This window comes from Streptomyces soli (assembly GCF_003999195.1).
GTDB classification, from domain to species: domain Bacteria; phylum Actinomycetota; class Actinomycetes; order Streptomycetales; family Streptomycetaceae; genus Actinacidiphila; species Actinacidiphila soli.
This window is the reverse complement of sequence record NZ_RJVR01000232.1, coordinates 35,267-61,078: the sequence shown is the minus strand read 5'-3', so window position 1 is coordinate 61,078 and position 25,812 is coordinate 35,267. Positions and strand designations below refer to the sequence as shown.

The following is a 25,812-nucleotide window of genomic DNA, read 5'->3' as shown; positions in this document are numbered from 1 at the left end:
CGGAGCCAATCGCCCTGTTGACGTGATACCGCTCATTCGGCGGATGCCGGACCCCGGCGCACGGGTGTACAAGGGGCGGCTGGGCGCGCGCGGCGCACCCTATCGCGAGCCGGGCCCTGCCGTACACGGGGTGAGAAGACGGTGAGAAGATAAGGCTCGTCATGGCTCTCTCCGTGCGCGCCGGCGCCGATATGCGACTGCTGCGGGCCGCGGTGTTCACCGCGGTCTGCGTCGCGTTGTCCGCGACCGCGCACACGCTCGCCTCCGGCCACGTGGTGGGCTGGTGGCCGCTGCTGGCGGGTTGGCTGGCGGTCTTCGGGTTCGCCGCGCCGCTGGCCGGGCGGGAGAGGTCGCTGCCGGGCATCGCGGCGGGGCTGGTGGTGGGCCAGCTCGGTCTGCACGCGCTCTTCAACGCCGGCGAGATGTGCGCCCAGCCCGCCGCCGCCTCGCGGGGTGCGGGGCTGATGACGCTCGCCGGGCGGCTGCTGTGCGACAACCACGGCGTGCGGCTGACGCCTGCGACGGCGGAGCGGGTCGTACGAACTGCCGGGCTCGACCCGTCGCACGTATCAGGCATGTCCGGCATGTCGGGCGTGGGCACCACAGCTCACACCAGCACCGCCGACGCCATGGGCTCGTACTCGCTGTCCATGGTCATAGGACACCTGCTGGCCGCGCTGGTCGCCGGCTGGCTGTTGCGGGGCGGCGAGGCCGCGCTGTGGCGGCTGGTGCGGCTGTCGGCCCGGTCGCTGCGGTACGCGTTCTCTCTCGTACGGGTGCTGGTGGCCGGAGGCGTCGGCGCACCGGCCGCCGCCATGCCGCGGCAGGCCCGTTTCGCGGAGGGACAGCGGCGGCCGCGCACCGTACGACTGCGGCACAGCGTGGCGCGGCGGGGGCCGCCGACGCTGGCTCTCGCGGCCTGACGCGGCGTCTCCACGCCTCACGTTCGAGTGGTGGAGGGGGCCGTGGTGGGCCGTGCGCGCCATCATCCCCCCGTTCATTCACCACTGACTGACTGTGGAGTACCTGCAGCCATGAAGAGCCTGAAGAACCTGAAGAACCGCCCATCCGGCCGCCGCGCCATCGTCGTCGCGGGCGCCGCCGGGACCGCCGTCCTGCTCGCCGCCGTACCGGCCTTCGCCCATGTCTCGGTGCAGCCGGGAACGGCCGCCAAGGACAGCTACAGCACGGTGTCGTTCAAGGTCCCGAACGAGGACGACAGCGCTTCGACGATCAAGGTCGAGGTCAATCTGCCGACCGATCACCCCATCGCGTCCGTGGCCACGCAGCCCGTGGCCGGCTGGACGGTGAAGGTCACCAAGAGCAAGCTCACGACGCCGCTGAAGACGGACGACGGGACGGTCAACGAGGCCGTCACGAACATCACCTGGAGCGGCGGGCAGATCAAGCCGGGTGAGTTCCAGCAGTTCCCGGTCTCGATCGGCCCGCTGCCCGCGGACGCGGACCAGCTGGTCTTCAAGACCCTCCAGACGTACGACAACAAGCAGGTCGTCCGCTGGATCGAGGAGCAGCAGGCCGGCCAGGCCGAACCCGAGCACCCGGCGCCCACGCTGGAGCTGACCGCCGCCGCGTCGGACAGCCACGGCCACAGCACCTCGGCCACGTCCGCCGCCTCCGCCTCCGCCTCCCCCGTCTCCGACCACACCGAGACCGCGGCCACCGACAACACGGACTCCACGGCCCGCATCCTGGGCATCCTCGGCATCGTGATCGGCATCCTGGGCGTCGGCTTCGGCGTGCTGGCCGGACGCCGCCGCACCACTCCGTCGGCCTGACCGGCCCGGCCGGCGCGCGCCGGTCCGTACGGCACACGTACGGACCGGCGCGCCCGGCCCCGTAACTCTCTTCCTGGGGATCGATTCATGCGTCTACGTCACTGGCCCACGGGAGCGGTGCTCGCCGCCCTCGCCCTCGGCCTCACCGCCTGCGGCACCTCGTCCGACAGCTCGTCGGGCGAGCCGGCCGCCGTCATCACCGCGTCGCAGGAGGCCGGCACCGTCGTCGACACGCCCTTCCCGAAGCCGGACCTGATCCTCACGGACACAGCCGGCAAGAAGTACGACCTGGTCAAGGAGACCAAGGGCAAGCCGACGCTGATCTACTTCGGCTACACGCACTGCCCCGACGTCTGCCCGACCACGATGAGCGACATCGCCATCGCCAAGTCGAAGCTCTCCGCCGCCGACCGGGCCAAGCTCCAGGTCGTCTTCATCACCACCGACCCGGCCCGCGACTCCCCCAAGCGGCTGGGCGAGTGGCTCGACGCGCAGGACAAGAGCTTCGTCGGCCTGACCGGCGACTTCACCACCATCCAGGCGGGCGCGCGGTCGGTCGGCATCGACGTCGAGAAGCCGGTGAAGGAGAAGGACGGCTCCATCACGTCCACCCACGGCGCCCAGGTCCTCGCGTACTCGCCCAAGGACGACATGGCGCACGTGTTGTACATGTCGGGGACGACGTCCGACCAGTTCCTGCATGACCTGCCCACCATCATCAAGGGGAAGACCCCGTGAGGCACCGCGCGTCGCTCGCCGCGTTCGCGGCCCTGGCGGCGGTGGCGGCGGTGGCGGCGCTGGCTCTCGTCCTCACCGGCTGCGCCTCGAAGGGCCCCGAGCTGAAGGTCAGCGGCGCCTACATCCCGCAGCCCGCGCTGGCCGACATGGCGGCCGGCTACTTCACCGTGACCAACACGGGGGGCGCGGACGCGACCCTCACCTCGGTGACGAGCGGCTTCGCGGCCGACATCACCATGCACACGACGAAGAACAGCAGCATGCACGCGGTCGGCTCCTTCACCGTGCCGGCGGGCGGCAAGCTCGTCCTCGGCCTCGGCCGGAACCACCTGATGCTGATGAACCTGAAGCACAAGCCGCTGGCCGGCGAAAAGGTTCCGCTGCAACTGCACTTCCGCGGCGCCGACGCGATAAACGTGCAGGTGCCGGTCGAGCCGGCCGGCTATCGCCCGGGCAACTGAACTGAGGAGAGCCATGCAAAAAGCCCACGGGGGCAGCCGCCGTACGGCCGTCCGGCGCGCGCTCGTCCTCCTGGCCGCCCTGGTCGCCGTCATCATCGGCGCCGCCGCCCCGGCGTCGGCGCATGCCGCTCTCCTCAAGACCACCCCCGGTGAGGGCGCGGTCGTCAAAACCGCGCCGACGCAGGTGGAGCTGACCTTCTCCGAAGGCGTACTGCTCTCCGACGACTCCGTCCGCGTCCTGAGCCCGGACGGCCGCCGCGCCGACACCGGTAAACCGCACGCGGCCGCAGGCGGCGCCCAAACGGCGGCCGTCGCGCTGCGGTCGGGCCTGAAGGACGGCACGTACACCGTCGCCTGGAAGGCGGTGTCGGCGGACAGCCACCCCGTCGCGGGCGCCTTCACCTTCTCCATCGGCGCGCCGTCGAAGACCACCGTCGCACTCCCCCAGCCGGAGGCGGGCGGCGGCGTGGTCGGCACCCTCTACGGGATCGCGCGCTACATCTCGTACGCGGGCTACGCCCTGCTCGTCGGCGCCGCCGTCTTCCTCGGGGTGTGCTGGCCGCGCGGCGCGACGCTGCCGCCGATGCGACGGCTCGTCGTGGGCGGCTGGGCGGCGATGGTGGCGGCGACGCTCGCGCTGCTGATGCTACGCGCGCCGTACGCGAACGGCGGCGGCCTGGGCGACGCCTTCGATCTCAGCGCCATACGGGACGTGCTCGACACACGGCCCGGGGCGGCGCTGCTGTCCCGGCTGCTGCTGCTCGCCGCCGGTGCGGTGTTCATCGCGGTGCTGTTCGGTACGTACACGAAGCGCGAGGATCCGGTCGAGCGGCAGGACCTGGCGTGGGGGCTGGCGATCGGCGGCACGGTCGTGGCGGGCGGGCTGGCGGCGACGTGGGCGATGTCGGAGCACGCGTCGGTGGGGATTCAGTCCTCGATCGCGATGCCGGTCGACGTCCTGCATCTGCTGGCGATGGCGGTGTGGCTCGGCGGGCTGGTGGCGCTGCTGACGGCGCTGTTCAAGGGGCAGGACACGCAGGGCATCGAGCGCGAGGCCGTGCGGCGCTTCTCGCGGATCGGCTTCGGGGCGGTCGTGACGCTGGTCTCGACGGGCGTCTACCAGTCCTGGCGGCAGGTCGGCTCCTGGAACGCGCTGGTCTCGACCTCGTACGGGCAGCTGCTGTGCGTCAAGGTCGGCCTGGTCGTACTGCTCGTGGAGCTGGCCTGGCTCTCGCGACGCTGGACCGCGCGCCTGGGCGAGGCCAAGCGGACGACGGCGACAACGGCTGTCGCCAAGGTGCCGGTGGGCGCGCGCCCCGAGGGCGACGGCGAACGGGCGGACCAACTGGCCCGCCAGGAAGCCGCGTTGGCCAGGACCCGGGCCAAGAAGGCCCGGGACGCCGACCCGGAGCGTACGGGGCTGCGGAAGTCCGTCCTGGCCGAGGTGGTGGTGGCGATCGCCGTGCTGGCGGTCACGACCGTGCTGACCAATACGCAGCCGGGGCGGGCGGCCGCCGAGGCGGCCACGGCCGGCACGGTGACCGCACCGGCCACCACGACCCCGGAGCCGCTGGATGTGACGCTCCCCTTCGACACCGGCGGCCCGAAGGGCAAAGGGACGGCGGACGTCACGCTCGACCCCGCGACGTCCGGGCAGAACGAGCTGCACCTGCTGATCATCGGCACGGACGGGAACGCGCGCGATGTGCCGGAGGTGAAGGTCACCTTCACCCTCACCGCCAAGAAGATCGGCCCGCTGCCGGTCACGCTGGGAAAGATCGACACCGGCCACTGGGCCTCGACCAACGTCCAGCTGCCGATGCCCGGCCAGTGGCTGATGGCCGTGACCGTACGCACCTCCGACATCGACCAGATCACCGAAACGAAGACAGTGAAGATCAACTGATGACGAACGACAGCACCATCTCGCGGCGCCGCCTCCTCGGCACAGCGGGTGCGGCCGGCGCCGCCGGACTCGTCGCGGGCAGCGCCAGCGGCGCCGTCGCCGCGTCGGCCCTGCGCGACGAGCCCACCGCGCTGGCCTCGGTCGGCGCCGCCACCGTCCCCTTCCACGGCACGCACCAGGCCGGCATCACCACCCCGTTGCAGGCCCGCGGCCACCTCGTCGCCTTCGACCTCGCCGCCGGTACGGACCGCAAGGGCGCCGCCGCACTGCTGCGCCGCTGGTCGGCGGCGGCGGAGGCCATGACGGCGGGCAGGGCGCCGAGCGGCGACAACCAGATCGCCCTCGACGCCGGGCCGTCCTCCCTGACCGTCACCTTCGGCTTCGGCCGCACTTTCTTCGCCAAGGCGGGCCTGAGCAAGCAGCTCCCGGAGGCGCTCGCACCGCTCCCCGACTTCTCCGCCGACGCGCTCGACGCGAAGCGCAGCAACGGCGAGCTGTGGATCCAGATCGGCTCCGACGACGGCCTCGTCGCCTTCCACGCCCTGCGCATCCTCCAGAAGGAGGCCGGCGACGCCGCTCGTCTCCGCTGGCAGATGAACGGCTTCAACCGCACCCCCGGGGCCACGGCGCAGCCGCGTACGGCCCGCAACCTCATGGGTCAGATCGACGGCACGAACAATCCGAAGGAGACCGACGCCACCTTCAACGAGCGGATCTTCGTCCCCTCCTCCGGCTCGCCCGAGTGGATGGCCGGCGGCTCGTACGCGGTCGTACGCCGCATCCGCATGCTGCTCGACTCCTGGGACAACCTCCCCCTCGACCGCCAGGAGAAGGTCATAGGCCGGCGCAAGTCCGACGGCGCGCCCCTGTCGGCCGGTAAGGGCGGTACGGAGACCACCACGGTCGACCTCGACAAGTTCACGAACGGCGCGCTCGCCATCGCCGGCGACGCCCACATCCGCGTCGCCAAGCCCGAGTCGAACGGCGGGGCCGCCATGCTGCGGCGGCCCTTCTCGTACCACGACGGCTATCGGGACGACGGCGCCCCGGACGCCGGTCTGCTCTTCGTCTGCTGGCAGGCGGATCCCCTCACGGGCTTCGTGCCGGTCCAGCGCAAGCTCGACCGCGGCGACGGACTTTCCCGTTTCCTCAGCCACGAATCCAGCGGCCTCTTCGCCGTCCCGGGCGGCCCGGCCAAGGGCGAGTACGTCGGCCAACGCCTTCTGGAGGCCTGAGGGCGCGCAGCCGCTAGGCTGGACGCATGTCGCCGGCGAGCCGCTACACCTATCTCGGACCAGAGGGCACCTTCACCGAGGCCGCGCTGCGGACCCTCCCGGAGGCCGCGACCCGGGAGCTGGTGCCGATGGTCTCGGTGCCGGCCGCGCTGGACGCGGTCCGCAACGGCGAGGCGGCGGCCGCGCTGGTGCCGATCGAGAACTCGGTCGAGGGCGGCGTGACGGCGACCCTCGACGAGCTGGCCACGGGCGCGCCGCTCAGCATCTACCGCGAGGTGGTCCTTCCGATCGCCTTCGCGCTGCTGGTACGTCCCGGAACGAAGATGTCGGACGTGAAGACGGTGACCGGGCATCCTGTCGCCCAGCCGCAGGTCCGTAACTGGCTGGCGGCTCATCTGCCGGACGCCGTGTGGGAGTCGGCCGCGTCGAACGCCGACGGTGCCCGGCTGGTGCAGGAGGGCCGTTTCGACGGGGCGTTCGCGGGCGAGTTCGCGGCGCCGACGTACGGGCTGGAGCCGCTGGTCACCGAGATCCACGACGCGGCGAACGCGCAGACCCGCTTCGTCCTGGTCGGCCGCCCGGCGCGGCCGGTCGCGCCGACGGGGGCGGACAAGACGTCGGCGGTGTTCTGGCTGGGGGACGACCACCCGGGCGCGCTGCTGGAGCTGCTGCAGGAATTCGCCGTACGCGGTGTGAACCTGATCCGGATCGAGTCGCGGCCGACGGGCGAGGGCATCGGGCAGTACTGCTTCTCGATCGACGCTGAGGGTCACATCACCGACCGCCGGGTGGGCGAGGCGCTGATGGGGCTGAAGCGGATCTGCCCGAAGGTGCGCTTCCTGGGGTCGTACCCGCGGGCGGACGAGGTCCGCCCGAAGGTGCGCAAGGGGACAACGGACGAGGAGTTCACTGCGGCCTCGGACTGGCTGGGCCGGGCGCTCGACGGGCGCGCCTGAGCCGTCCCGAAGCCGCGCCTGAGCCGTTCTCGAGTTATCCACGAAGTTATCCACAGGGGCTGAGGACTACCTGGGGATAAGTCGACAGGACAGTCCGACCTAGTCGACAAATCGGTACAGGGGTATCAACTCCGTCCACAGTGGCGCACGTCACCCCTGACCACCCGTTCGTCAGCCCCATCCCTTCGAACAACTCGGTAGAGGGAAGAGATATCACTCGAAGGGGAGTGTGAGACGGGTTTGAACCGGGAATCCGTAGCCGAGCACTCAGCCCCCGGAATGATCAACTCCGTCTTCCACAGTTCGCACGCACAACCTGTGGACAACGGGGATATCCCCACTCGGCCCTGTGGATAACTCAACCCCCCGGACCTGCTCAACTCCCGTTGTCCACAAGGCCAGTGCATCCACACGAGGGACACACGGAATTCGGTTGGCGGCCACTTTGCGGCCGTTATCGCTTTTCCCTCCCCTTTTCTCCGAATCGGACAAAATGCCCCATAAAGCGCTTAACTTGTCGCGTGGAAGGCCGCCGCACCGGTAGCCTGTCCTCGTGATTGACCTTCGCCTGCTTCGTGAGGACCCCGACCGTGTGCGCGCCTCCCAGCGCGCCCGTGGAGAGGATGTCGCGCTCGTCGACGCCCTGCTCTCCGCCGACGAACGTCGCAGGTCGTCCAGTCACCGCTTCGACGAACTGCGCGCCGAGCAGAAGGCACTCGGCAAGCTCATCCCCAAGGCCCAGGGCGATGAGAAGGCCGAGCTTCTGAAGAGGGCCGGCGAGCTGTCCGCCGCCGTCAAGGCCGCCGACGCCGAGCAGAACGAGGCAGCGGAAGAAGCCCAGCGCCTTCTCCTCCAGCTCGGCAATGTGGTCCACCCCGACGTGCCCGTCGGCGGCGAGGAGGACTTCACCGTCCTGGAGACCATCGGCACCCCGCGCGACTTCGCCGCCGAGGGCTTCGAGCCCAAGGACCACCTGGAGCTGGGCGAGCTGCTCGCCGCGATCGACGTGGAGCGCGGCGCCAAGGTCTCCGGCTCGCGCTTCTACTACCTGACCGGCATCGGCGCCTTGCTGGAACTGGCCCTGGTCAACGCGGCCATCGCGCAGGCCACCGCCGCCGGCTTCATCCCGATGCTGACCCCCGCGCTGGTCCGCCCGCGTGCCATGGAGGGCACCGGCTTCCTCGGCCAGGCCGCGGAGAACGTGTACCACCTGGAGAAGGACGACTACTACCTGGTCGGCACCTCCGAGGTCCCGCTCGCCGCCTACCACATGGACGAGATCCTCGACGCCGCCAAGCTGCCGGTGCGCTACGCCGGCTTCTCCCCCTGCTTCCGCCGCGAGGCGGGTACGTACGGCAAGGACACCCGGGGCATCTTCCGGGTGCACCAGTTCGACAAGGTCGAGATGTTCTCGTACATCGCGCCCGAGGACGCCGAGGCCGAGCACCAGCGCCTGCTGGATTGGGAGAAGCAGTGGCTGACCTCGCTCGGCCTGCCCTTCCAGGTGATCGACGTGGCCACCGGCGACCTCGGCGCGTCCGCCTCTCGGAAGTTCGACTGCGAGGCCTGGATCCCCACGCAGGGCAAGTACCGCGAGCTGACCTCGGCGTCCAACTGCAATGAGTTCCAGGCCCGGCGGCTGTCGATCCGGATGCGCGACGAGAAGGGCACCCGCCCCCTCGCCACGCTCAACGGCACGCTGTGCGCGGTACCGCGCACGATCGTCGCGCTGCTGGAGAACCACCAGCAGGCCGACGGTTCCGTCCTCGTCCCCGAGGTGCTGAGGCCCTACCTCGGCGGGCGCGAGGTCCTGGAGCCGGTCGCCAAGTGAGCGCTCTTCCGTACCAGCTGATCGCGACCGACCTCGACGGAACGCTGCTCAACAGCCACCACCAGGTTTCCGGACGGACCCGCAGGGCGCTCGCCGCGGCCACCGCGGCGGGCGCCGCGCACATCGTCGTCACCGGGCGCCCGGCATCCCGTACCAAGCACATCCTCGACGACCTCGGTTACGAGGGCCTGGCCGTCTGCGGCCAGGGCTCGGAGGTCTACCACGCGGGTGAGCACCGGCTGCTGACCTCGGTCACCCTCGACCGGCAGACGGCGCAGCTCGCAATGGCCAAGATCGAGGCCGAGACCGGCAAGCTGTCGCTCGGTTTCGTACGGGACGGGCTGGACGGCGGCTACCTGGTCGGGCCGGGCTTCGAGCTCGCCTGGGACAAGCCCATCGACGGGCAGATGACCAGCCGGGACGAGCTGTGGGCCGAGCCGCTGGCCAAGATCTTCGTCCAGCACCCGGACCCGTCGATCGGCGATGACGAACTCGCCGCCATGGCGCGCGCCGCCGCCGGTGACCTGGTCGGCGTCGTGGTGTCGGGCATCGGCATCGTCGAACTGCTCCCACTGGGCCTGACCAAGGCCACCGGTCTGTCGCTGGCCGCCCGGCGGCTGGGGCTGCGGGCCGCCGACACCATCGCCTTCGGCGACATGCCCAATGACCTCCCGATGCTGGATTGGGCTGCGTACGGCGTGGCCATGGCCAACGCCCATACGGAACTGAAGGCCGTCGCCGACGAGGTCACGGCCTCCAACGACGAGGACGGAGTCGCCGCGGTGCTCGAAGGACTCTTCCCGGGGGCGTGAGCGCGTAGCACACGAAGCCGATCAGCAGGGAGGAGAAGTGCCCGAGGTCGGTGAAGGTACGGCCACTGCCCAGCAGGGGATACCCGAAGAAGCCGATGGCGGCGGCGGCGTACAGCCAGCGCAGCGGCCGGGGCCGCCGGGGCAGGTAGTAGGTGAGGACGCCGACGATGCCGACGAGGCCGTAGCTGACGCCGATGTCGACGGTGTAGGCCAGGGATCTGGGCAGTCGGTTGTAGCTGATGCCCATCAGAACGGCCCGCTGGCTGATGAGGGTCGCGCCGACGTGTGCGGTGGCGACCACGGCAAGCCAGCGGCCGGTGCCGAGCCAGCGTTCGGCGGGGGCGTGGATGACCTCGTAGAAGAGGAAGTAGAGCGCGAAGCCCGACGGCGACTCTATCCACAGGGCGCTGACGATCAGGACGCGTACGGGGTGGGCCCGCAGCTCCACGAGGTTGGTGCTGTTGTGGTGCAGCAGGAATTCGCGGAGTTCCGGCGAGACGACGGCGAGGATGCCGCTGTTGACGGCCAGGATCAGCAGCCAGAGGTGGGTGCCGGGGGTGGAGCGCACCCAGGGCACGGCCCGGGATACGACGAAGCGCGCCGCGTCACTGAGGTGGAGCGTGACGCGGCGGCGCTGCGTGGTGCTTTCGTCGGCTGCCATTGACCCTATTTTCGGGCATGGCGATTCGGACTGCTCAGGCGACCTTGACTGCGGAGATGTCGAAGTTGAGCTTGACCTTCTCGCCGATCAGGACGCCACCGGTCTCCAGGGCTGCGTTGTAGGTCAGGCCCCAGTCGGTGCGGTTGATCGTGGTGGAGCCCTCGAAGCCGACGCGCTCGTTGCCGTAGAGGTCCTTGGCGGCACCGTTGAAGGTGAAGTCGATGGTCACGGGCTTGCTGATGCCCTTGATCGTCAGGTCACCGGCGAGGCGGTACGTCTCCTCGTCGACCCGCTCGGCGGAGGTGCTGCGGAAGGTGATCTCCGAGTGCGTCTCGGCATCGAAGAAGTCGCCGGTGCGCAGGTGGCCGTCGCGCTGCTCCTGGTTGGTGTCGATGCTCACAACCTTGATCGTGACCTCGGCGGAGGAGGCGGACGGGTTGCCGCCGTCAAGGTGCAGCTTGCCGTCGTACTCGGCGAACTGGCCGCGCACGGTGGTCACCATGGCGTGCCGGACGGAGAACCCGATCTCGCTGTGGGTCGTGTCAATCGTGTAGTCACCGGTGAGGTGCGCCAGGTCGGGGCCGGCGGTGACCGTGTCGGTGTCGGTGTCGGACTTGCGGTTGAACAGACCCATGATGAACTCTCCTGAGGACTAGTTGGTACGGCTTTCAACTTCTTCGACCGTAGCGCTATTCCATTGAGGGTTCAAGTAGTAGGCCGGGTGGGATTGGATGATCAGACGACCGCACGCACCGGAGCAGTCGCCCTCTGGCGGGCGGCGGCAGGCGGGCGGCGGGCCGGAAGCCACAGTCGCAGCACCCTCAACCGCCCGGGGGGTGAGCACGGCAAGCAGCAAGCCGAGGGCGACGAGGAACAGGCCGGCGGCGAAGACCAGGGGAGGCTCAGACATACACGCAAATGTGACAATTCAAACTTCGCTACACCGTGAGCCGTGCCTCGCCGCCCGGCGAAGACCACTCTTTCGGGCCAGGACCTGTCACGGGACAGGCCCTGGCCCTGCCCTCTACCGGCCGCTCACTCCTCACCCGCCAGCGTCAGCGTCCGCAGCTTCTGCCCCGCGAACCACGCGCCGACCACCGTGACGCCCGCCAGCAGCACCAGCGCCGTCGGCAGCCCGACGTCCGAGCTGACCGCGCTGCCGTCGCCCGCGATCTTCTGCGCCAGCGCCAGCGCCCACTGCTGCACGCTCAGCGTCCGCGCCCCCGGCACCAGATTGCCGATCAGGGTCTCCCAGACCAGGGCGTAGACCAGCCCGAAGACCACCGCCTGCCGGGTGACCACCCCCAGCAGCAGGAAGACAGCGCTGTACGCGACCGAGGCCACGGCCGCAGCGGCGCCGAAGGCGATCGCGAGATTCTGGCTGTTGCCGTTGAGGATGTAGCCCGCGAGGATCATCGGCACGGCCGAGAAGACCACCGAGACGCCGATCGCGACCAGGAGCTTGGTGAGGATGATCGTCGGCCGCTTCAGCGGCTTGGCCAGTACATAGACGATCGACCCGTCGTCGATCTCCGGCCCTATGGCGCCGGTGCCCGCGATGACGCCGATCAGCGGCACCATCGTCGCGAGCCCGAAGCCCCCGAGGATCGAGGACGCCGTCGAGTCGTCGGCGCCGGTCAGGGCCCGTACGGCGATCGAGATCACGAGCAGCAGCAGCGGCAGGGCGAAGAGGATCAGCGCGCGGCGGCGGCCGAGCAGCGCCTTGTAGGTGAGCCGGGCCACGGTGGGATTGTAGACAGTAGACATCGCTCCGGCTCCTTACGCCGTGACCAGGTAGGAGAAGACGCTCTCCAGGGACTCGTCGGACGGCGAGACCGCGTACAGCCGGATGCCCTGCTCGCGGGCGACGCGCGGCAGCAACTCGGTGAAGCCGGTGAAGTCGATCGCCTGGATACGCAGTGCCTTCTCGTGCCAGTCCAGCTCGATGCCGGCCGTGGACGCGTCCGCGATCAGAGCCGAGGCGAGCGCCCGGTCGTCGCTCGACCGTACGAGATAGCGGTGCGGGCGGTCCGTCATCAGCCGCCGGATCTTCCGGAAGTCCCCGGACGCGGCGTGCCGCCCGGCGACCACCACCTCGATGTGGCTGGCGAGCTGCTCGACCTCCTCCAGGATGTGCGAGGAGAACAGCACGGTGCGGCCGTCCGAGCCCATCTGCCGCAGCAGATCCATGAGTTGGAGCCGCTGCCGCGGGTCCATCCCGTTGAACGGCTCGTCCAGCAGCAGCACCGACGGCTCATGGACCAGGGCCGAGGCCATCTTCACGCGCTGCCGCATGCCCTTGCTGTACGTCGCCACCTTCCGGTCCTGCGCGTACTCCATCTCGACCGTGGCCAGCGCCTTGCGGGCTGCCTCGCCCGGATTGGCCAGCCCGTGCAACTCGGCGTTGGCGACCACGAATTCGCGGGCAGTGAGGAAGTCGTACATCGCCTCCCGCTCCGGCACGATCCCGATCTCCCGATAGACCTGCTCGTTCCGCCAGATCGTGGCGCCGTCGAGCGTCACGCTGCCGGTGGAGGGGGCCAGGAAGCCGGCCATCATGTTGATGAGCGTGGACTTCCCGGCGCCGTTCGGGCCGAGGAGGCCGGTCACGCCGGGGCCGATCGTCATCGTGACGTCATTGACGGCCACGACATTCCCGAACCAGCGGGACACATGGTCAATGGACAGGGTGGTCACGACAGTCCGACCTTTCGGTAGCGGCGCATCAGCAGGCCGAACGAGCCGCCGATCACGGCGAGCAGGACAACGAGGAAGACCACCCCGGCCAACGCCGAGTCCGGGCCCGCCGCGTCGACGTACGAGGAGGTGGAGCCGAGCCACCACGTCTGCACCCCGTCGATGAGGGTGATCGGCGAGAAGAGGCCGAGCCAGCCGATCGCGCCCGGGTTGCCCTGCACCGACGCCACGGCCTGGACGCTCGACACGGCACCGTAGGAAAGGGTGAAGACGGCGATGATCGCCGCCACGCCGAAGCCCCGGCGCGGCGTCAGCGCCGCGATCAGCAGGCCCAGGCCCGCGTAGAGCAGCGACAGCAGCAGTTCGGCCACGAGCGCCTTGGCGAAGCCCGCCGTCTGGCTCCCGAAGTCGAACTTCGCGAGCAGAGCTCCTACATAGAGGATGGCGACGGGAATCGCTGTGAGGGCGAACAGCGCCGTGGCCAGCGCCGCGAACTTCGCCGCGACGTAGTCGATCCGCTCGATCGGGCGCGAGAAGTACAGCGGCGTGACCTTGAAGCGCAGGTCGAGCGAGACGGACTGCGGGGCCTGGGCCGCCAGGAAGAGGCTGATCACCGCCTGCATGATGATCGCGTAACGGGTGTACTCGACCGGCAGCTTGGTCATGCTGGTGCCGATCGCCACCGCCACGATGATCGCCGCCGGCGCGCACATCACCGCGAACAGAATCATCGGCAGGACCTTCGACTTCGCCGACCTTCCCAGTCCGTACGCCCCGCGCAGGCTCTGCGAGTACAGCGACCGGCGCGCGTACGCCCGACCCAGGCGCGGGCCGTCGTAGTGGCGGTAGCCGATGTCATGGATGACGTCAGGGGTGACGTCAGGCTGCGCTGTCATGCGACTCTCCCCGGAAGATCTCGGCAATGCGGTGCCGCCGCTGCTCCATGCGTACGAGCCCGACACCCAGCTCCGCGACCGCGTCGCGCACGGTGTCGTACGTCTCGTCACCCGCTATGTCGACCAGCAGCAACCGGCCGTCGGAGTGCGCCGTCAGGCCCGCGGCGGTCAGCTTCTCGAGCAGCTGCTCCTCGCTGTCGGTCACCTCGACGGCAAGAGCCGCCGTGGCCTGCGTGAAGTCGCTCGTGGAGTCCGCGCGCAGCAACGTCCCGCCGTCGATGACGACGATGTGGTCGCTGGTCCGCTCCAACTCCCCCAGAAGATGAGAGGTCACCAGCACCGAGATCCCGAAGTCTGTGTGGACGCGCCGGATCAGTCCCAGCATCTCGTCCCGGCCCACCGGGTCCAGGCCGTTCGTCGGTTCGTCCAGCAGCACCAGCTTCGGGTCGTGAACCAGCGCCTGGGCCAGCTTCACGCGCTGCTTCATACCGGTCGAGTAGCCGCCGATCGGGCGGTACCGCTCCTCGTACAGGCCGACATGGCGCAGGGTGTCCGCGGTGCGCTCGCGGGCAGCCGTCGGGGGCATCCCCGACATCCGGGCCATGTGGACGACGAGCTCCGTCGCCGACACATCGGGCGGTAGGCAGTCGTGCTCGGGCATGTACCCGACCCCGGCGCGAATCGCCGCGCCCTCGGTCGCCACGTCCAGCCCGAGGACCTTCGCCCCGCCCTCCGTAGCGGGCGACAACCCCAGCAAGATCTTGATCAGCGTCGATTTACCGGCCCCGTTGGCCCCCACAAGACCGGTCACACCGGTCTTGATGTCAACGGTCAGCCGATCCAGCGCGGTCACCCTCGGGTACCGCTTCGTCAGGCCTTCAGTGGCAATCACAGTCACAACCCCGACGTTAGTGGCGTACGCCACACCCCGTCGTCACCCTTGAGGGCTGGTTCCATGTCGTACTCCGGGCTGACGTCCCCGTAGGGGCCGCACGCCGCGGGTCGACCGCCCGCGTCAGGCGGCGAGCGTTGGTGACGGGGAGTCGGTGGGGTCGCCGGGAAGGCTGCGGGTGGCGGGGGAGGAGCCGTGACGTTCGGCGTGGATGCGCTGCTTCATGGTGGGAGGGAGCGACCGGTCACGAAGGGGCTCAAAAGACCGGGGCGAGGGGATGGTCGCCAGGAGGTTGCGGCGGGTGGGTTCGGTGGCGTCGGTGGCCACCGATCGCGGCGTGGCCGGGATGGTGGCCTTGGACGTGACCGTGACTCCCAGGGCGGCAACGCACTTCACGAGCACGGCGATGAAGGCGTTCCAGAACGTCGTGACCTTGGCGATGGACATGGGCCTCTCACTTCCTCATGTACGGCTATCAACCTGCTCCGATGATGAGGAAAGCGAGCACGGATTTGTGGATGCCGCACCTTGGATGCGGCGATATACACATGAACGCCACCCGGGCGGAGTAACGAGGGCTTCGACTGCGGCCCGTGCGGGACGGTCAAGAGCCTGAAAAGAATCTTCACAAAGAGCACATCCTTTGCCCGTTCCGAGGAGTCTCGTGAGGAAGCAGTATTCTCATGTGACCGCATTACAGGGGCATTTGGAGCACTCATCTTGATAACCGGCATAAAAGGCATACGTCGCGCATCCGCGGTTGTCGTAACCGCGGGAGCCGTCCTGACGGCCGCGGCGTTCGCCACTCCGGCGTCGGCCGCCACGCTCGCGACGCCCACGATCGTCGCCAAGGGCGGCTTCGTGATGAACAACGGCACGGGGAAGACTCTCTTCACCAAGGCCGCGGACACTCGTCGTTCCACCGGCTCCACAACCAAGATCATGACGGCCCGGGTGGTGCTCGCACAGACGAACCTCAACCTGGATTCCAAGGTCACGATCCAGAAGGCGTACAGCGACTACATCGTCGCGAACAACGCGTCGTCGGCCCACCTGATCGTCGGCGACAAGGTGACGGTCCGCCAGCTCCTCTACGGGCTGCTGCTCCCGTCCGGCTGCGACGCGGCGTACGCACTGGCCGACAAGTACGGCACGGGGACCACCCGGGCCAAGCGCGTGACGTCGTTCATCGGCAAGATGAACTCCACCGCCAAGAGCCTCGGCCTGACGAACACGCACTTCGACTCGTTCGACGGCATCGGGAGCGGCAAGAACTACTCGACGCCGCGCGACCTGACGAAGCTCGCCAGCAATGCGATGAAGTACTCGACGTTCCGTACCGTCGTGAAGACGAAGTCGACGAAGCAGAAGGTCACGACGAAGAGCGGCGGCTACCGCTACATGTCGTGGACCAACACCAACACGCTGCTCGGCAGCTACACGGGCACGATCGGCATCAAGACCGGCTCGGGCCCGGAGGCCGGGTACTGCCTGGTCTTCGCCGCCACCCGGAACGGCAAGACGGTCATCGGCACGGTCCTCGCGTCGACCTCGGTGGCCAACCGCACTTCCGACGCGAAGAAGCTGATGGACTACGGCTTCAAGAAGTAGCCCGACCCGGCACAGCTGTGTGGCACCTGCCCTCGACCGCCCGGGCGAGGGCAGGCCGCTTCACCGGCTCAGCCGCAGGGCCATCACCGGGCAGGCGGCGACAGCCCGACGGGCGTCCGGGAGCAGCCCGGCCGGGACGGTAGCGGCGCGGAGCACCGGGTAGCCCCACTCGTCCAGCCCGACGAGCTCGGGAAGGAGTTCGGCGCACAGGCCGTGGCCGTCGCAGACGGTGAAGTCGACGGCGAGTGACCGGTCGTCCCCGCTCATCGCCATTCCTCCTCTTTCGGGGGCCGCGCGGGCGGCACCGGCAGGACCAGGGCGTCGTGCGCGGGGGAGCACGGCCCATAGCGGACGTGCCGGAGCACGTCGTCGCCGAAGACCCTGAGCGCCGAGGCGGCCAGTCGGGCGGCTCCGTCGGGGTGACGGCAGCCGCCCCGGCCGGGAAGCACACCGAGCCGGCGGTTCAGCCGCTCCAGCAGGGTCGCACCGGGCCGCCCCCAGGCGAGTTCGGCGAAGTCCTCAGCCACGGACGGCAGTCCGAAGCGGCAGGGCCCGCACTGCCCGGCGCTCTGGCCGGCCAGATAGGCCAGCGCAGCGGCCGTCTCGGCGAGGCCGCAGGCGTCCTCGGGCAGCGCCGCCAGTACTCCGGCGCCCCGGCCCAGCGCCACGCCGTTCAGCGGCACTGGCAGCCAGCTTCCGAAGAAGCCGCCGGCGAGGACCGCGCCGAGCCGTCCGGTGGGCCCGCCCGCCACGCCGAGGGCCCGGGCGACGGGGCTGCCCATCGGCACCTCGTACACGCCCGGGGTGCGGACCGCGCCGGAGAGCGTCACCAGGGTCGTGCCGGGGGTCTCGGGGCTGCCGGTCTCCCGGAACCAGTCGGGACCGTAGCGGGCGATGAGCGCGAGATGGGCCAGCGTCTCCACATTGTCGACAAGGGTGGGTCGGCGGCCGACGCCCTTCTCGAAGGGCCGGGGCGGTGTGGCCTGCGGCCGGGCGTCGCCGCCGTTCAGCCAGTTCACCAGGGAGGTCTCCTCGCTGGAGACGAAGTGGTGCGGCAGGGTGTGGATTTCCACCGGGACCGGGTCCCTACCGGCGCGGCGGCGCTCCTCCACCGCCTGGGCGAGCTGGCGCTCCTGCCCGACGCGGGTACGGGCCAGGCACAGGTGGACCGTGGTGGCGCCGACCGAGGCGGCGGCCAGTACGGCTCCGTCCAGGACCAGGTGGGGGGCGAGGAAGAGCAGCGTCTCGTCCTTGCTGCTGGCCGGTTCGCTCTCCATGCCGTTGGCGACCACGACCGCGGGGCCACGCTTCCCGGCGACCGCGCGGAGCTTGCGGCCGGTCGGGAAACCGCCGCCGCCCCGGCCGGTGAGCCCGGACTGCTCGACGGCGGTCACCAGCGCGCCGTCGGCCGCCGCCCGCGGGAGGGGGCCGTAGAGGTCGAGGTGCTCGGCGAGTCCTGCGGGCCGGCCGGTCTCGTACCAGCCGTGCAGCAGACGGGCCCCGTACGGACTGACCGGAGGGCGCAAGCCCTCCGGTGCGTGCGGGGTCAGGGTGTCGGTCGTGTCAAGGTTCACTCGTTGCCTCTTCCTTCTCCTTCGTGGTTCTCCCCGGACGCGCCGAGCGTCACCGGCACCCGTACGGAGGCAGGCGGCCCCCAGACCCGGGCCCGGCGCGCCGCGCCACCGGTCGTGCGGGCGATCCGCCACCCGACCGCGGCGAGCACGGTCGCCAGGCAGGCCGCGTACAGCAGGAGCTGCGGGCCGAGCCGGGTGTCCGTCCCTGTGCCGACGGCATGGAACAGGGCGACCGGCCACGCCCCGTACGCCAGCCAGTGCACCGCCTTCCACCGGCGGCGCCCCAGGCGGTGGCGCAGGGCGCTGGTGACCGCGACGGCCAGCAGCAGGTCCAGCGCGACGGCCCCCAGGCCCACCCACAGCGGTTGGTACGACGACGCGAGCGGGATGAAGGCGGCCGGCCAGCCGATCGAGGTGTAGCTGTCGCTCACGGCGGTGGCGATGTGCAGGCCGAGGAAGGCCAGGGTGAGCAGGGACAGGTTGCGGTGGAGCGAGGACACCTCGAACCTGGCGATCCGCTGCGGCGCGTACCGGCCGCCGGCCGCGATGCCGAGCGCCACCGTGGCGGTCAGCAGCAGCACGGCCACCGTGCCGGTTGCCCGGGTGGCGTACCAGAGCGGGCTCGGGCCCGAGGAAGCGAGCGCGACAAGGGCGTGCGCCGAGGCGGTCATCGGGAGCCTCCCGTCGGGTCTTCTGCCGGGTCGGACGGCCATCCGTTCAGGAGGCATACGCTCCCGTCGGCCCGGACCAGCCGGGCGGGCAGTCCGGTGCTGTGCAGCCAGGCGGGGGCGCGCTCGCCCAGGACGATCGCGGCGGTGGTGGCCGTGTTGGCATCCACGCAGCAGGCGGCGGCGACGGAGGCGGTGCGCCAGATCGCGGGCGCCGAGTCGCCAGTGACCGGGTCGATGATGTGGTGCCGGGTCCGGCCGCCGCGCCGCCAGGCACGGACGGTGGTGCCCGAGGTGGCGAGCCCCCCGCCGTGCACCGTGACGACCGGTCCCGCATCGGTGGGCACGGCGCCGTGGTCGTCGGCGATGGCGATCCGCCACCCGCCGTCCGGTGGCCGGCCGGCCACGGAGAGGTCGCCGCCGAGGTTGACCAGCACCCCGCAGCCGGTGGCGCGGGCGGCCTGGTGTGCCGCCCGGTCGGCGGCCAGGGCCTTGGCGGTGGCGCCCAGGTCGAGTGCGGCACCGGCGGGCAGCGTCAGCAGCCGCAGGGCCGGGTCCCAGCCGACAGCGCGCCATCCGGTGGCGGGCCGCAGCACGGGCGACGGGCCGCTGCGGGCGATCGCGGCGAAGGTGACGTCGTAGCCGAGGGCCGCGATGGCCGGGCCCACGGTGGGGTCGACGGCGCCCTCGGTCAGTTCGGCGGCGCGCAGCGCGACCCCCACCGCCTCGGCCAGCAGCGCCCCGACCGCCACCGGACGGCCGGTGCCCGCGGCGGCGTTGGCGCGGCTGAGCTCGGAGTCGGGGCGGAAGCGGCTGCACGCGGCGTCGACGGCGTCGAGTTCGGCCCGCAGCACCTCCAGGGCCAGGTCCGCACGGGCCGGGTCCGCGGTGAGCAGTTCGGCCGTGGTGCCCAGCGCACGGAAGGACGTACGGGCGGGCTCTCCGCGCCGTACGGCCGGGTCCACGAGGGCGGTCATGACGCACCCGAATTGGTCTGCGGCGCCTGCGACGTCGTTCCGGGGGCCTGCGCCGGGGCGTGCAGACGGCCCGACGTGCCCCGAGTGCTACTGCTGCCGCTGCCGCCGACCGGCGCGGTGGTGGTGGACGACTGGGCGGAGGCGCCGGGGATCGCGTGCGCGTAGCCCGCGCCGAGCGCGGCGGTGCCGGCGACGGCGGCGACCACCGCCCAGCGGGTGGCGCGGCCCACGCGGCGCCGTCCCTGGTCACGGCGGCGTACGGCGGCCGTGACGGAGGGGTCGGGGCGGTGGTCCGGGGACCGAGGCGGCTGGGGAAAGGCCATGGGAGAGAACTCCTCGCAGCGAGGGCGGTGCTTCCTCACTCAGGCTGCCGTGCGGCCCGTCAGGAACCCGTACAGGGAATCCTCAGAAGTGGTTAAGACCCGGAAGTGGCCAGGTCAGAGCTGGTCAGGACCGAGAAGTGGCCAGGACCAGACATGGTCAGGCCTCCCCGGCGGGCAGCTCCAGGACGACGGTCAGGCCGCCGCCCGGGGTGTCCTCCAGCCGCGCCACCCCGCCGTTGGCCGTGACCAGCCGGTGCACGATCGCGAGCCCCAGACCGGTGCCCGACCCCTCCCGATTGCCGAACCGCCGAAAGGCCGCCCCACGCGCCGACGTGCTCATGCCAGGGCCGTCGTCGGCCACCGCCAGCAGTACCCGGTCGCGACGGGCGTGTCCCTCGATACGTACCCGCGCACCCTCGCTCACCGCGTCCAGGGCGTTGGCCAGCAGGTTGTCGAGTATCTGCTCCAGATCCCCCGCCCCCAGGTGAGCGGTCAGACCGGCGGGACACCGGCCGGTGAGCGTGACCTGCTTGTCCTGCGCCAGCGGGTTCCAGGCGGCGACCCTGTCCTCCACCACCTCGTCGACCCGCACCGGAATCGGCCGCGGTACGGCGTTCTCCGCCCGGGCCACCGCGAGCAGGCCGTCGACCAGCCGGGACAGGCGGCCGATCTCCTCCTGGGCCGCGGCGAGTTCGGACGCGATGTCGTCGTCGGCGTCCGCCGCCAGTACGTCCAGTCGCAGCCGCAGGGCGGTGAGCGGCGTACGCAGCTGGTGCGAGACGTCGGCGACCACGGCCCGGTGACCGTGGATGAGCGTCTCCATGCGGGCCGCCATGGTGTTGAAGGTCGCCGAGAGCCTGCGTACCTCGTCGGGCCCCCGCCCGCCGGACGCCCGTGCCTCCAGCCGGCCTTCGCCCAGCTCGCGGGCGGCGGCGTCCACGACCCGCAGCGGGCGGCCGACCCAGCGGGCGAGCGCCACCGCCAGCAGCGCGCCCGCGATCAGGCCGCCGACCCCGATCAGCGCCAGCCGCCACCACATCGTCGCGATGCGGTCGTTCATCGTCTTCGCCGACCGGGAGAGTACTGCGGCGCCGACGGGGTGTGCGGTGTCACCGATCGGGACCGCGACGACGAGCCGGTTGTTGCTCTCCCGGGCGACCGTTTCCGGATCGGCGATCACTTCGCGGGCGAGGTCGGCCCAGTCCGCGGTGGCCTTCTTCGTTTCCGCGGCCTTCTGCCCGGGACAGCTGGTGGCCGCCTCCAAGGTGCCGTGGGAGTCGAAGACCGCCGCGCAGTCCCCCTCCTGCCTCGCGCTGTTCAACAGCTGTCGCGTGGAGGCGGCCGAATGCCGGTCGGACAGGTGCTCCTCGGCTGCGGCCGCGATCGCCCGGCCCGCCGCCTCGACGTTGTCATGGAAGGACGTGCGCTCGCGCGAGGACAACGACAGCCCCAGCGGAACGACGGCCAGCACCAGGAGCACGGTGACCAGTGCCATGACGGCCAGGGCGATGCGGCGGGTCATCGCGACACCGGTGGTGCGGGTGGCTCGGTGGGCGTGTCCGGCGCCGTATCCGGCGTGCCGAGGCGAAAGCCCCTGCCGTACACCGTCTCGACCAGCCCCGGCACGCCGAGCTTGCGGCGCAGCGCGGCGACGTGCACATCCAGCACCTTCGTCGGGCCGTACCAGTGGGCGTCCCAGGCCCGTTCCAGGATCTCCTGCCGGGTGACCACCCGGCCGGGGTCGACGGCGAGGGCCTCCAGGATGTCGAACTCCTTCGGCGTGAGCGCCACCTCCCGATCCCCGACGGTGACCTTGTGGGTGCGCGGGTCCACCATGAGGAGGCCGTGACGCAACAACTCCTGTCCGGCCGAGTCGACCGGGCGGACCCGTCGCAGGACCGCGCGGATCCGGGCGAGCAGCTCGGCCAGGCCGAACGGCTTGACCAGATAGTCGTCGGCGCCCTCGTCGAGCGCGGCGACCCGGTCGCCTTCCTCGCCTCGGGCCGTCACCACGATGATCGCCACCCCGGAGCGGCTGCGCAGCCGGCGGCACACATCGAGACCGTCCACGTCGGGCAGCCCCAGGTCCAGCAGGACGACATCGGGCTCCGGCACCGCGCTCAGCGCCTGCTGCCCGCTGGACACACTGCCGGCCTCGTAACCGGCCCGTTCCAGTCCCCGCACCAGGAGATCGGCGATCCCAGGGTCATCCTCGACAACGAGCACCCGCATCCTGTCATCCTAGGCCGCCCCGGAAGGGCCGGTCGGTGATCACGAGCGTTCTGACCGTAACCTCGTTCCTATGCGTCTGAGCACTGTCATCCTCCCTATCCACCGCTGGTCCGAGGGTCAGAAGGTGTGGCGTCGCGCCGAGGAACTCGGCTTCCACACCGCCTACACCTACGATCACCTCTCCTGGCGGAGCTTCCGCGACGCGCCGTGGTTCGGGGCGGTGCCCACGCTCACGGCGGCTGCGGCGGCGACCGAGCAGATGCGACTGGGGACATTGGTGACGTCGCCGAACTTCCGGCATCCGGTGACCTTGGCCAAGGATCTGATCACGCTGGACGACGTGAGCGACGGTCGGATCACGCTGGGGATCGGGGCCGGCGGGACCGGCTTCGACGCCACGGCGATGGGGCAGGCGGCGTGGTCGCCCCGGGAGCGGGCGGACCGGTTCGGGGAGTTCGTGCCGGTGCTGGACCGGCTGCTGACGGAGCCGGTGGTGACGTACGAGGGAGAGTTCTACTCGGCGCACGAGGTACGGAACATCCCGGGGTGTGTGCAGCGGCCGAGGATTCCCTTCGCGGTGGCGGCGACAGGGCCACGCGGGCTGAAGCTTGCGGCAAGGTACGGGCAGGCGTGGGTGACGTACGGCGATCCCCGCGGGCCGGCGGACATTCCGGCGGAGGAGTGCCCGGCGGTGGTCTCCCGGCAGCTGGACAAGCTGCAGATCGCCTGCGCGGAGATCGACCGGGAGATGGGTGAGCTGGACCGCGTTTTGTTGCAGGGATCGACGGCGGAGCGGCCGTTGGAGTCGGTGGACGCCTTTGTGGAATACGCGGGGCGGTACGCGGAGATCGGGATCACGGAGATCGCGATCCACTGGCCGGTGCCCGAATCGGTCTACGACGCGGACATGGGTGTGTTCGAGCGCATCGCGACCGAGGCGGCCGCCCAGCTCAGCTGACCTCCCTTTCCGCCGTGTCCGCCCTTGCCCGGCGGGCGTTGCGGCGCCAGAGGGAGAGCAGGACCGGCGACTCGACGGGCGTGGGGTTGGCCGGGCAGATGTCGAAGTGGGTGATGCGGCAGGTGTCGGAGGGCTCGGCCGAGCGCAGGTTGACGGCGGTGCCGTCGCCTGCGATGCGCCAGCGGCGGCCCGCGGGGATGGCCCCGGTGGGCCAGGCGCCGGGCTCGATCATGATCCAGCGGCCGCGCACGGTGAGGTGCCACTCGGCGGCCGAGCCGCAGCGGTCGCAGGCGGAGGACGGGCCGGCGGTCGGGCCGGCGACGGGTATCGAGGTGCGCGCGGCGAAGCGGATGCCGTCCAGGACGGTGCCCAAAGCTTCGCCCAGCAGCACCGGTTCGCGGTCGGCGTGCTCTGCTTTCTCCATGTCCCGATGGTGGCACCCGGCACTGACAATCGACTGCGCTCCGTGCTGCACTGGTCGCACTCGGCATCGTAAGACCGTATACAGGAGGATGTAGCGCGTGACCTCAGCCACCGAGCTTCCCCAGACCACCGGCGTCCGCATAGCGACCCCGATACCGCCACGGCTGATCGCCACCGACCTTGACGGGACGCTGCTGCGCGACGACAAGACGGTGTCGGCCCGCACGATCGCCGCGCTCGCGGCAGCCGAAGCCGCCGGGATCGAGGTCTTCTTCGTCACGGGCCGCCCGGCGCGCTGGATGAGCGTGGTCGCCGAGCACACCGCTCGCCACGGCATGGCGATCGTCGCGAACGGCGCGGCTGTCTACGACCTGCACCGCGACCGGCTGCTGGCGGCCTACCCGCTGGACGCGCGGGACGCGCTCCAAGTGCTCGAGGCGCTGCGCGCGGCGGTGCCGGGCACGACCTTCGCGGTCGAGCGGACGGGGGGCTTCGCGTACGACCCGGAGTACGTGCCGTACGACCCGGATGTGGAGGCGGTGGTGGCGCCGGTGGAGGAGCTGCTGGCGGATGCCGGGGGCCACCAGCCGCTGCTGAAGCTGCTGGCGAAGCATCCGGCCATCGATCCGGACGTCTTCCTGGAGACGGCGCGGGCGGTGGCGGGCGAATATGCGGAGATCACCCGGTCGAGTCCCTCGGCGCTGCTGGAGATCAGCGGGACCGGAGTGAGCAAGGCCACGACGCTGGCCAGGTGTTGTGCGGAGCGGGGCATCACGGCGGAGGAGGTCGTGGCGTTCGGCGACATGCCCAACGACCTGGAGATGCTCTCGTGGGCGGGCACCTCGTACGCCGTCGCGAACGCGCACCCCGATGTCCTGGCGGCCACCACGCACCGTACGGCGGCGAACGAGGAGGACGGCGTGGCGGCCGTCATCGAACGGATCCTGGCCAAGGCCCTGTAGCGCGGCGGCCCCCAGGCCCTCAGAGCGGGACCTCCCAGACCACCGCCGTCCCGGCGCCGTCCGGCCGGGGGCCGTACGTGGAGGTGCCGCCGAGGGATTCGGCCCGCTGGGCAAGGTTGTTGAGGCCGCTGCGGCGGCCGGTGGCGGGGATGCCGACACCGTCGTCGGAGACGACCAGGCGTACGCCGGACGAGCCGTCGGCGAGGACGGCGGTGGCGTCGATGACGACGTCGATGCGGGAGGCCCCGGCGTGGCGCAGGGCGTTGGACAGGGCCTCGCGGAGCGCGGCGACGAGGTTCTTCGCGCTCAGCTCGCCGACCCGGGCCTCGACGGCGCCCACGAAGCGTACGGAGGGCTGGAAGCCCAGCGGCACGGCGACGGTGCTGACCTCGCGCAGGACACGGGTCCGCAAGCCGGAGGGGGCCTCGGCGGGGCTCTGCTGGAGGGCGAAGATGGCGGTGCGGACCTCCTGGATGGTGGCGTCGAGCTCGTCGACGGCGCGGCCGATGCCGTCCTTGATCTCGCGGTCGATCGTGGGGTCGTCGGCGCGGCGCTGGGCGCCCTGCAGCATCAGGCCGGTGGCGAAGAGCCGCTGGATGACGAGGTCGTGCAGGTCGCGGGCGATGCGGTCGCGCTCCTCGTAGACGGCGAGGCGTTCCCGGTCGCGCTGGGCGTCGGCGAGGAGCAGCGCGAGGGCCGCCTGGGCGGCGAACTGCGTGGCGAAGAGGTGATCCTCGGCGGTGTAGCCGGGCGCGCCGCGCAGACGCGGCAGGACGAGCGTGCCCATGACACGGCTGCCGCTGCGCAGCGGCAGCATCATGCTCGGGCCGAAGCGCGGCGCGATGGCGGTGGTCATCCGGGGGTCGGTCGCCGAGTCGTCGATGAAGACCGGCTCCCCGGCGAGCAGGTGCTCCACGACCGGGCTGTCCGGCTCGATGACGGTGCCGACCAGCCCCTCCGGCCGGTCGGCGGAAGCCGCCACGACCTCCAGGCCGCCCTCGCCGGTCGGCAGCAGCACCAGCCCGGCGTCGGCGCCGGCCAGCTTGCGGGCCTCGGTGGCGACGACGTCCAGGGCGCTCGTGGCTTTCACGCCGTCTCCGGACCCGGCCCCGGCCTGCCCGGCCTCCCCGGCGTCGGCGGCGAGCAGGGCGGTGCTGACGGAGCCCACGGCGTCCAGGAGCCTGGAGAGGCGTTCTGCCATGG

27 protein-coding genes and 1 pseudogene are annotated in these 25,812 nt (G+C 71.0%); 12 read left to right on the top strand and 16 right to left on the bottom strand.

The genetic code is table 11. The features are described from left to right. Positions 1 to 161: 161 nt before the first annotated feature. The 9 genes from EFK10_RS23325 to EFK10_RS23285 all read left to right on the top strand — a co-directional run bounded on the left by EFK10_RS23325 (position 162) and on the right by EFK10_RS23285 (position 9,735). On the top strand, positions 162 to 923 hold the full coding sequence (locus EFK10_RS23325) for a hypothetical protein (protein WP_127357594.1): 762 nt from the start codon (positions 162 to 164) through the stop codon (positions 921 to 923). A 111-nt stretch (positions 924 to 1,034) separates the two neighbouring features. Further along, positions 1,035 to 1,796, top strand: coding sequence for a YcnI family copper-binding membrane protein (locus EFK10_RS23320; protein WP_127357593.1), 762 nt, complete (start codon positions 1,035 to 1,037; stop codon positions 1,794 to 1,796). Positions 1,797 to 1,883: 87 nt separating this feature from the next. Then, positions 1,884 to 2,534, top strand: a complete 651-nt coding sequence (locus tag EFK10_RS23315) for an SCO family protein (RefSeq protein ID WP_127357592.1) — start codon at positions 1,884 to 1,886, stop codon at positions 2,532 to 2,534. Further along, positions 2,531 to 2,995, top strand: coding sequence for a copper chaperone PCu(A)C (locus EFK10_RS23310; RefSeq protein ID WP_127357591.1), 465 nt, complete (start codon positions 2,531 to 2,533; stop codon positions 2,993 to 2,995). Before EFK10_RS23315 ends, EFK10_RS23310 begins: the two co-directional genes overlap by 4 nt. 13 nt (positions 2,996 to 3,008) lie before the next feature. Beyond that, complete coding sequence (locus tag EFK10_RS23305; protein WP_127357590.1) at positions 3,009 to 4,901, top strand: copper resistance CopC/CopD family protein; 1,893 nt, start codon at positions 3,009 to 3,011, stop codon at positions 4,899 to 4,901. Then, on the top strand, positions 4,901 to 6,136 hold the full coding sequence (gene efeB, locus EFK10_RS23300; RefSeq protein WP_127357589.1) for an iron uptake transporter deferrochelatase/peroxidase subunit: 1,236 nt from the start codon (positions 4,901 to 4,903) through the stop codon (positions 6,134 to 6,136). The genes EFK10_RS23305 and efeB overlap by 1 nt, the downstream gene beginning before the upstream one ends. 26 nt (positions 6,137 to 6,162) lie before the next feature. Next, complete coding sequence (gene pheA, locus EFK10_RS23295; RefSeq protein WP_127357588.1) at positions 6,163 to 7,092, top strand: prephenate dehydratase; 930 nt, start codon at positions 6,163 to 6,165, stop codon at positions 7,090 to 7,092. 553 nt (positions 7,093 to 7,645) lie between these two features. Continuing rightward, positions 7,646 to 8,923 carry a serine--tRNA ligase gene (gene serS, locus EFK10_RS23290; RefSeq protein ID WP_127357587.1) on the top strand — a complete coding sequence of 426 codons (1,278 nt, stop codon included), beginning with the start codon at positions 7,646 to 7,648 and terminating at the stop codon, positions 8,921 to 8,923. Beyond that, positions 8,920 to 9,735 carry an HAD family hydrolase gene (locus EFK10_RS23285; protein WP_127357586.1) on the top strand — a complete coding sequence of 272 codons (816 nt, stop codon included), beginning with the start codon at positions 8,920 to 8,922 and terminating at the stop codon, positions 9,733 to 9,735. Before serS ends, EFK10_RS23285 begins: the two co-directional genes overlap by 4 nt. Here the strand turns inward: EFK10_RS23285 and EFK10_RS23280 are convergent. The 7 genes from EFK10_RS23280 to EFK10_RS23250 form a co-directional block, all read right to left on the bottom strand. Further along, positions 9,671 to 10,396 (bottom strand): rhomboid-like protein, encoded by a 726-nt coding sequence (locus EFK10_RS23280; protein WP_240677414.1) that lies wholly within the window; start codon positions 10,394 to 10,396, stop codon positions 9,671 to 9,673. The two genes, EFK10_RS23285 and EFK10_RS23280, sit on opposite strands and share 65 nt — an antisense overlap. A 34-nt stretch (positions 10,397 to 10,430) precedes the next feature. Continuing rightward, on the bottom strand, positions 10,431 to 11,030 hold the full coding sequence (locus tag EFK10_RS23275) for a YceI family protein (protein ID WP_127357585.1): 600 nt from the start codon (positions 11,028 to 11,030) through the stop codon (positions 10,431 to 10,433). Between the two features lie 401 nt (positions 11,031 to 11,431). Next, positions 11,432 to 12,163, bottom strand: coding sequence for an ABC transporter permease subunit (locus EFK10_RS23270; RefSeq protein WP_127357584.1), 732 nt, complete (start codon positions 12,161 to 12,163; stop codon positions 11,432 to 11,434). A 12-nt stretch (positions 12,164 to 12,175) separates the two neighbouring features. Beyond that, the gene (locus EFK10_RS23265; protein ID WP_127357583.1) at positions 12,176 to 13,093 is read right to left on the bottom strand and encodes an ABC transporter ATP-binding protein; all 918 of its coding nucleotides are present in this window, start codon (positions 13,091 to 13,093) and stop codon (positions 12,176 to 12,178) included. Next, positions 13,090 to 13,989, bottom strand: a complete 900-nt coding sequence (locus EFK10_RS23260) for an ABC transporter permease (protein WP_127357582.1) — start codon at positions 13,987 to 13,989, stop codon at positions 13,090 to 13,092. The genes EFK10_RS23265 and EFK10_RS23260 overlap by 4 nt, the downstream gene beginning before the upstream one ends. After that, entirely contained in the window at positions 13,973 to 14,887 is a 915-nt protein-coding gene (locus tag EFK10_RS23255; RefSeq protein WP_127357581.1) for an ABC transporter ATP-binding protein, read from the bottom strand. The genes EFK10_RS23260 and EFK10_RS23255 overlap by 17 nt, the downstream gene beginning before the upstream one ends. Before the next feature lie 117 nt (positions 14,888 to 15,004). After that, on the bottom strand, positions 15,005 to 15,328 hold the full coding sequence (locus EFK10_RS23250; RefSeq protein ID WP_127357580.1) for a DUF6344 domain-containing protein: 324 nt from the start codon (positions 15,326 to 15,328) through the stop codon (positions 15,005 to 15,007). Positions 15,329 to 15,601: 273 nt separating this feature from the next. Between EFK10_RS23250 and EFK10_RS23245 the strand changes: the two genes are divergently transcribed. Continuing rightward, positions 15,602 to 16,492, top strand: coding sequence for a D-alanyl-D-alanine carboxypeptidase family protein (locus EFK10_RS23245; protein WP_127357579.1), 891 nt, complete (start codon positions 15,602 to 15,604; stop codon positions 16,490 to 16,492). A gap of 60 nt (positions 16,493 to 16,552) precedes the next feature. On the opposite strand, the gene EFK10_RS23240 is transcribed toward EFK10_RS23245, so the two are convergent. From EFK10_RS23240 to EFK10_RS23210, 7 genes are all read right to left on the bottom strand, one after another. Next, positions 16,553 to 16,759 (bottom strand): ferredoxin, encoded by a 207-nt coding sequence (locus EFK10_RS23240; protein WP_127357578.1) that lies wholly within the window; start codon positions 16,757 to 16,759, stop codon positions 16,553 to 16,555. Beyond that, positions 16,756 to 18,066, bottom strand: a complete 1,311-nt coding sequence (locus EFK10_RS23235) for an NADH-ubiquinone oxidoreductase-F iron-sulfur binding region domain-containing protein (RefSeq protein WP_240677413.1) — start codon at positions 18,064 to 18,066, stop codon at positions 16,756 to 16,758. Before EFK10_RS23235 ends, EFK10_RS23240 begins: the two co-directional genes overlap by 4 nt. Beyond that, complete coding sequence (locus EFK10_RS23230; protein WP_127357577.1) at positions 18,063 to 18,737, bottom strand: ferric reductase-like transmembrane domain-containing protein; 675 nt, start codon at positions 18,735 to 18,737, stop codon at positions 18,063 to 18,065. The genes EFK10_RS23235 and EFK10_RS23230 overlap by 4 nt, the downstream gene beginning before the upstream one ends. After that, positions 18,734 to 19,711: an FAD:protein FMN transferase gene (locus EFK10_RS23225; RefSeq protein WP_127357576.1), complete on the bottom strand. Its 978-nt coding sequence runs from the start codon at positions 19,709 to 19,711 to the stop codon at positions 18,734 to 18,736. Before EFK10_RS23225 ends, EFK10_RS23230 begins: the two co-directional genes overlap by 4 nt. Next, on the bottom strand, positions 19,708 to 20,034 hold the full coding sequence (locus EFK10_RS23220) for a hypothetical protein (protein WP_127357575.1): 327 nt from the start codon (positions 20,032 to 20,034) through the stop codon (positions 19,708 to 19,710). Before EFK10_RS23220 ends, EFK10_RS23225 begins: the two co-directional genes overlap by 4 nt. A 157-nt stretch (positions 20,035 to 20,191) precedes the next feature. Continuing rightward, positions 20,192 to 21,556 carry a sensor histidine kinase gene (locus tag EFK10_RS23215; protein WP_127357574.1) on the bottom strand — a complete coding sequence of 455 codons (1,365 nt, stop codon included), beginning with the start codon at positions 21,554 to 21,556 and terminating at the stop codon, positions 20,192 to 20,194. Continuing rightward, positions 21,553 to 22,266 carry a response regulator transcription factor gene (locus EFK10_RS23210; protein ID WP_127357573.1) on the bottom strand — a complete coding sequence of 238 codons (714 nt, stop codon included), beginning with the start codon at positions 22,264 to 22,266 and terminating at the stop codon, positions 21,553 to 21,555. The genes EFK10_RS23215 and EFK10_RS23210 overlap by 4 nt, the downstream gene beginning before the upstream one ends. Before the next feature lie 70 nt (positions 22,267 to 22,336). On the opposite strand from EFK10_RS23210, the gene EFK10_RS23205 reads away from it, so the two are divergent. Next, entirely contained in the window at positions 22,337 to 23,224 is an 888-nt protein-coding gene (locus EFK10_RS23205; RefSeq protein WP_127357572.1) for an LLM class flavin-dependent oxidoreductase, read from the top strand. Here the strand turns inward: EFK10_RS23205 and EFK10_RS23200 are convergent. Continuing rightward, positions 23,217 to 23,648, bottom strand: coding sequence for a DUF6083 domain-containing protein (locus EFK10_RS23200; protein ID WP_240677412.1), 432 nt, complete (start codon positions 23,646 to 23,648; stop codon positions 23,217 to 23,219). The genes EFK10_RS23205 and EFK10_RS23200 overlap by 8 nt on opposite strands. 97 nt (positions 23,649 to 23,745) lie before the next feature. Between EFK10_RS23200 and EFK10_RS23195 the strand changes: the two genes are divergently transcribed. After that, on the top strand, positions 23,746 to 24,609 hold the full coding sequence (locus EFK10_RS23195; protein ID WP_127357571.1) for an HAD family hydrolase: 864 nt from the start codon (positions 23,746 to 23,748) through the stop codon (positions 24,607 to 24,609). Between the two features lie 19 nt (positions 24,610 to 24,628). Here EFK10_RS23195 and EFK10_RS23190 read toward each other — a convergent pair. Beyond that, positions 24,629 to 25,792, bottom strand: a pseudogene (locus tag EFK10_RS23190) (GAF domain-containing sensor histidine kinase); the annotation flags it as partial. Positions 25,793 to 25,812 lie beyond the last annotated feature (20 nt).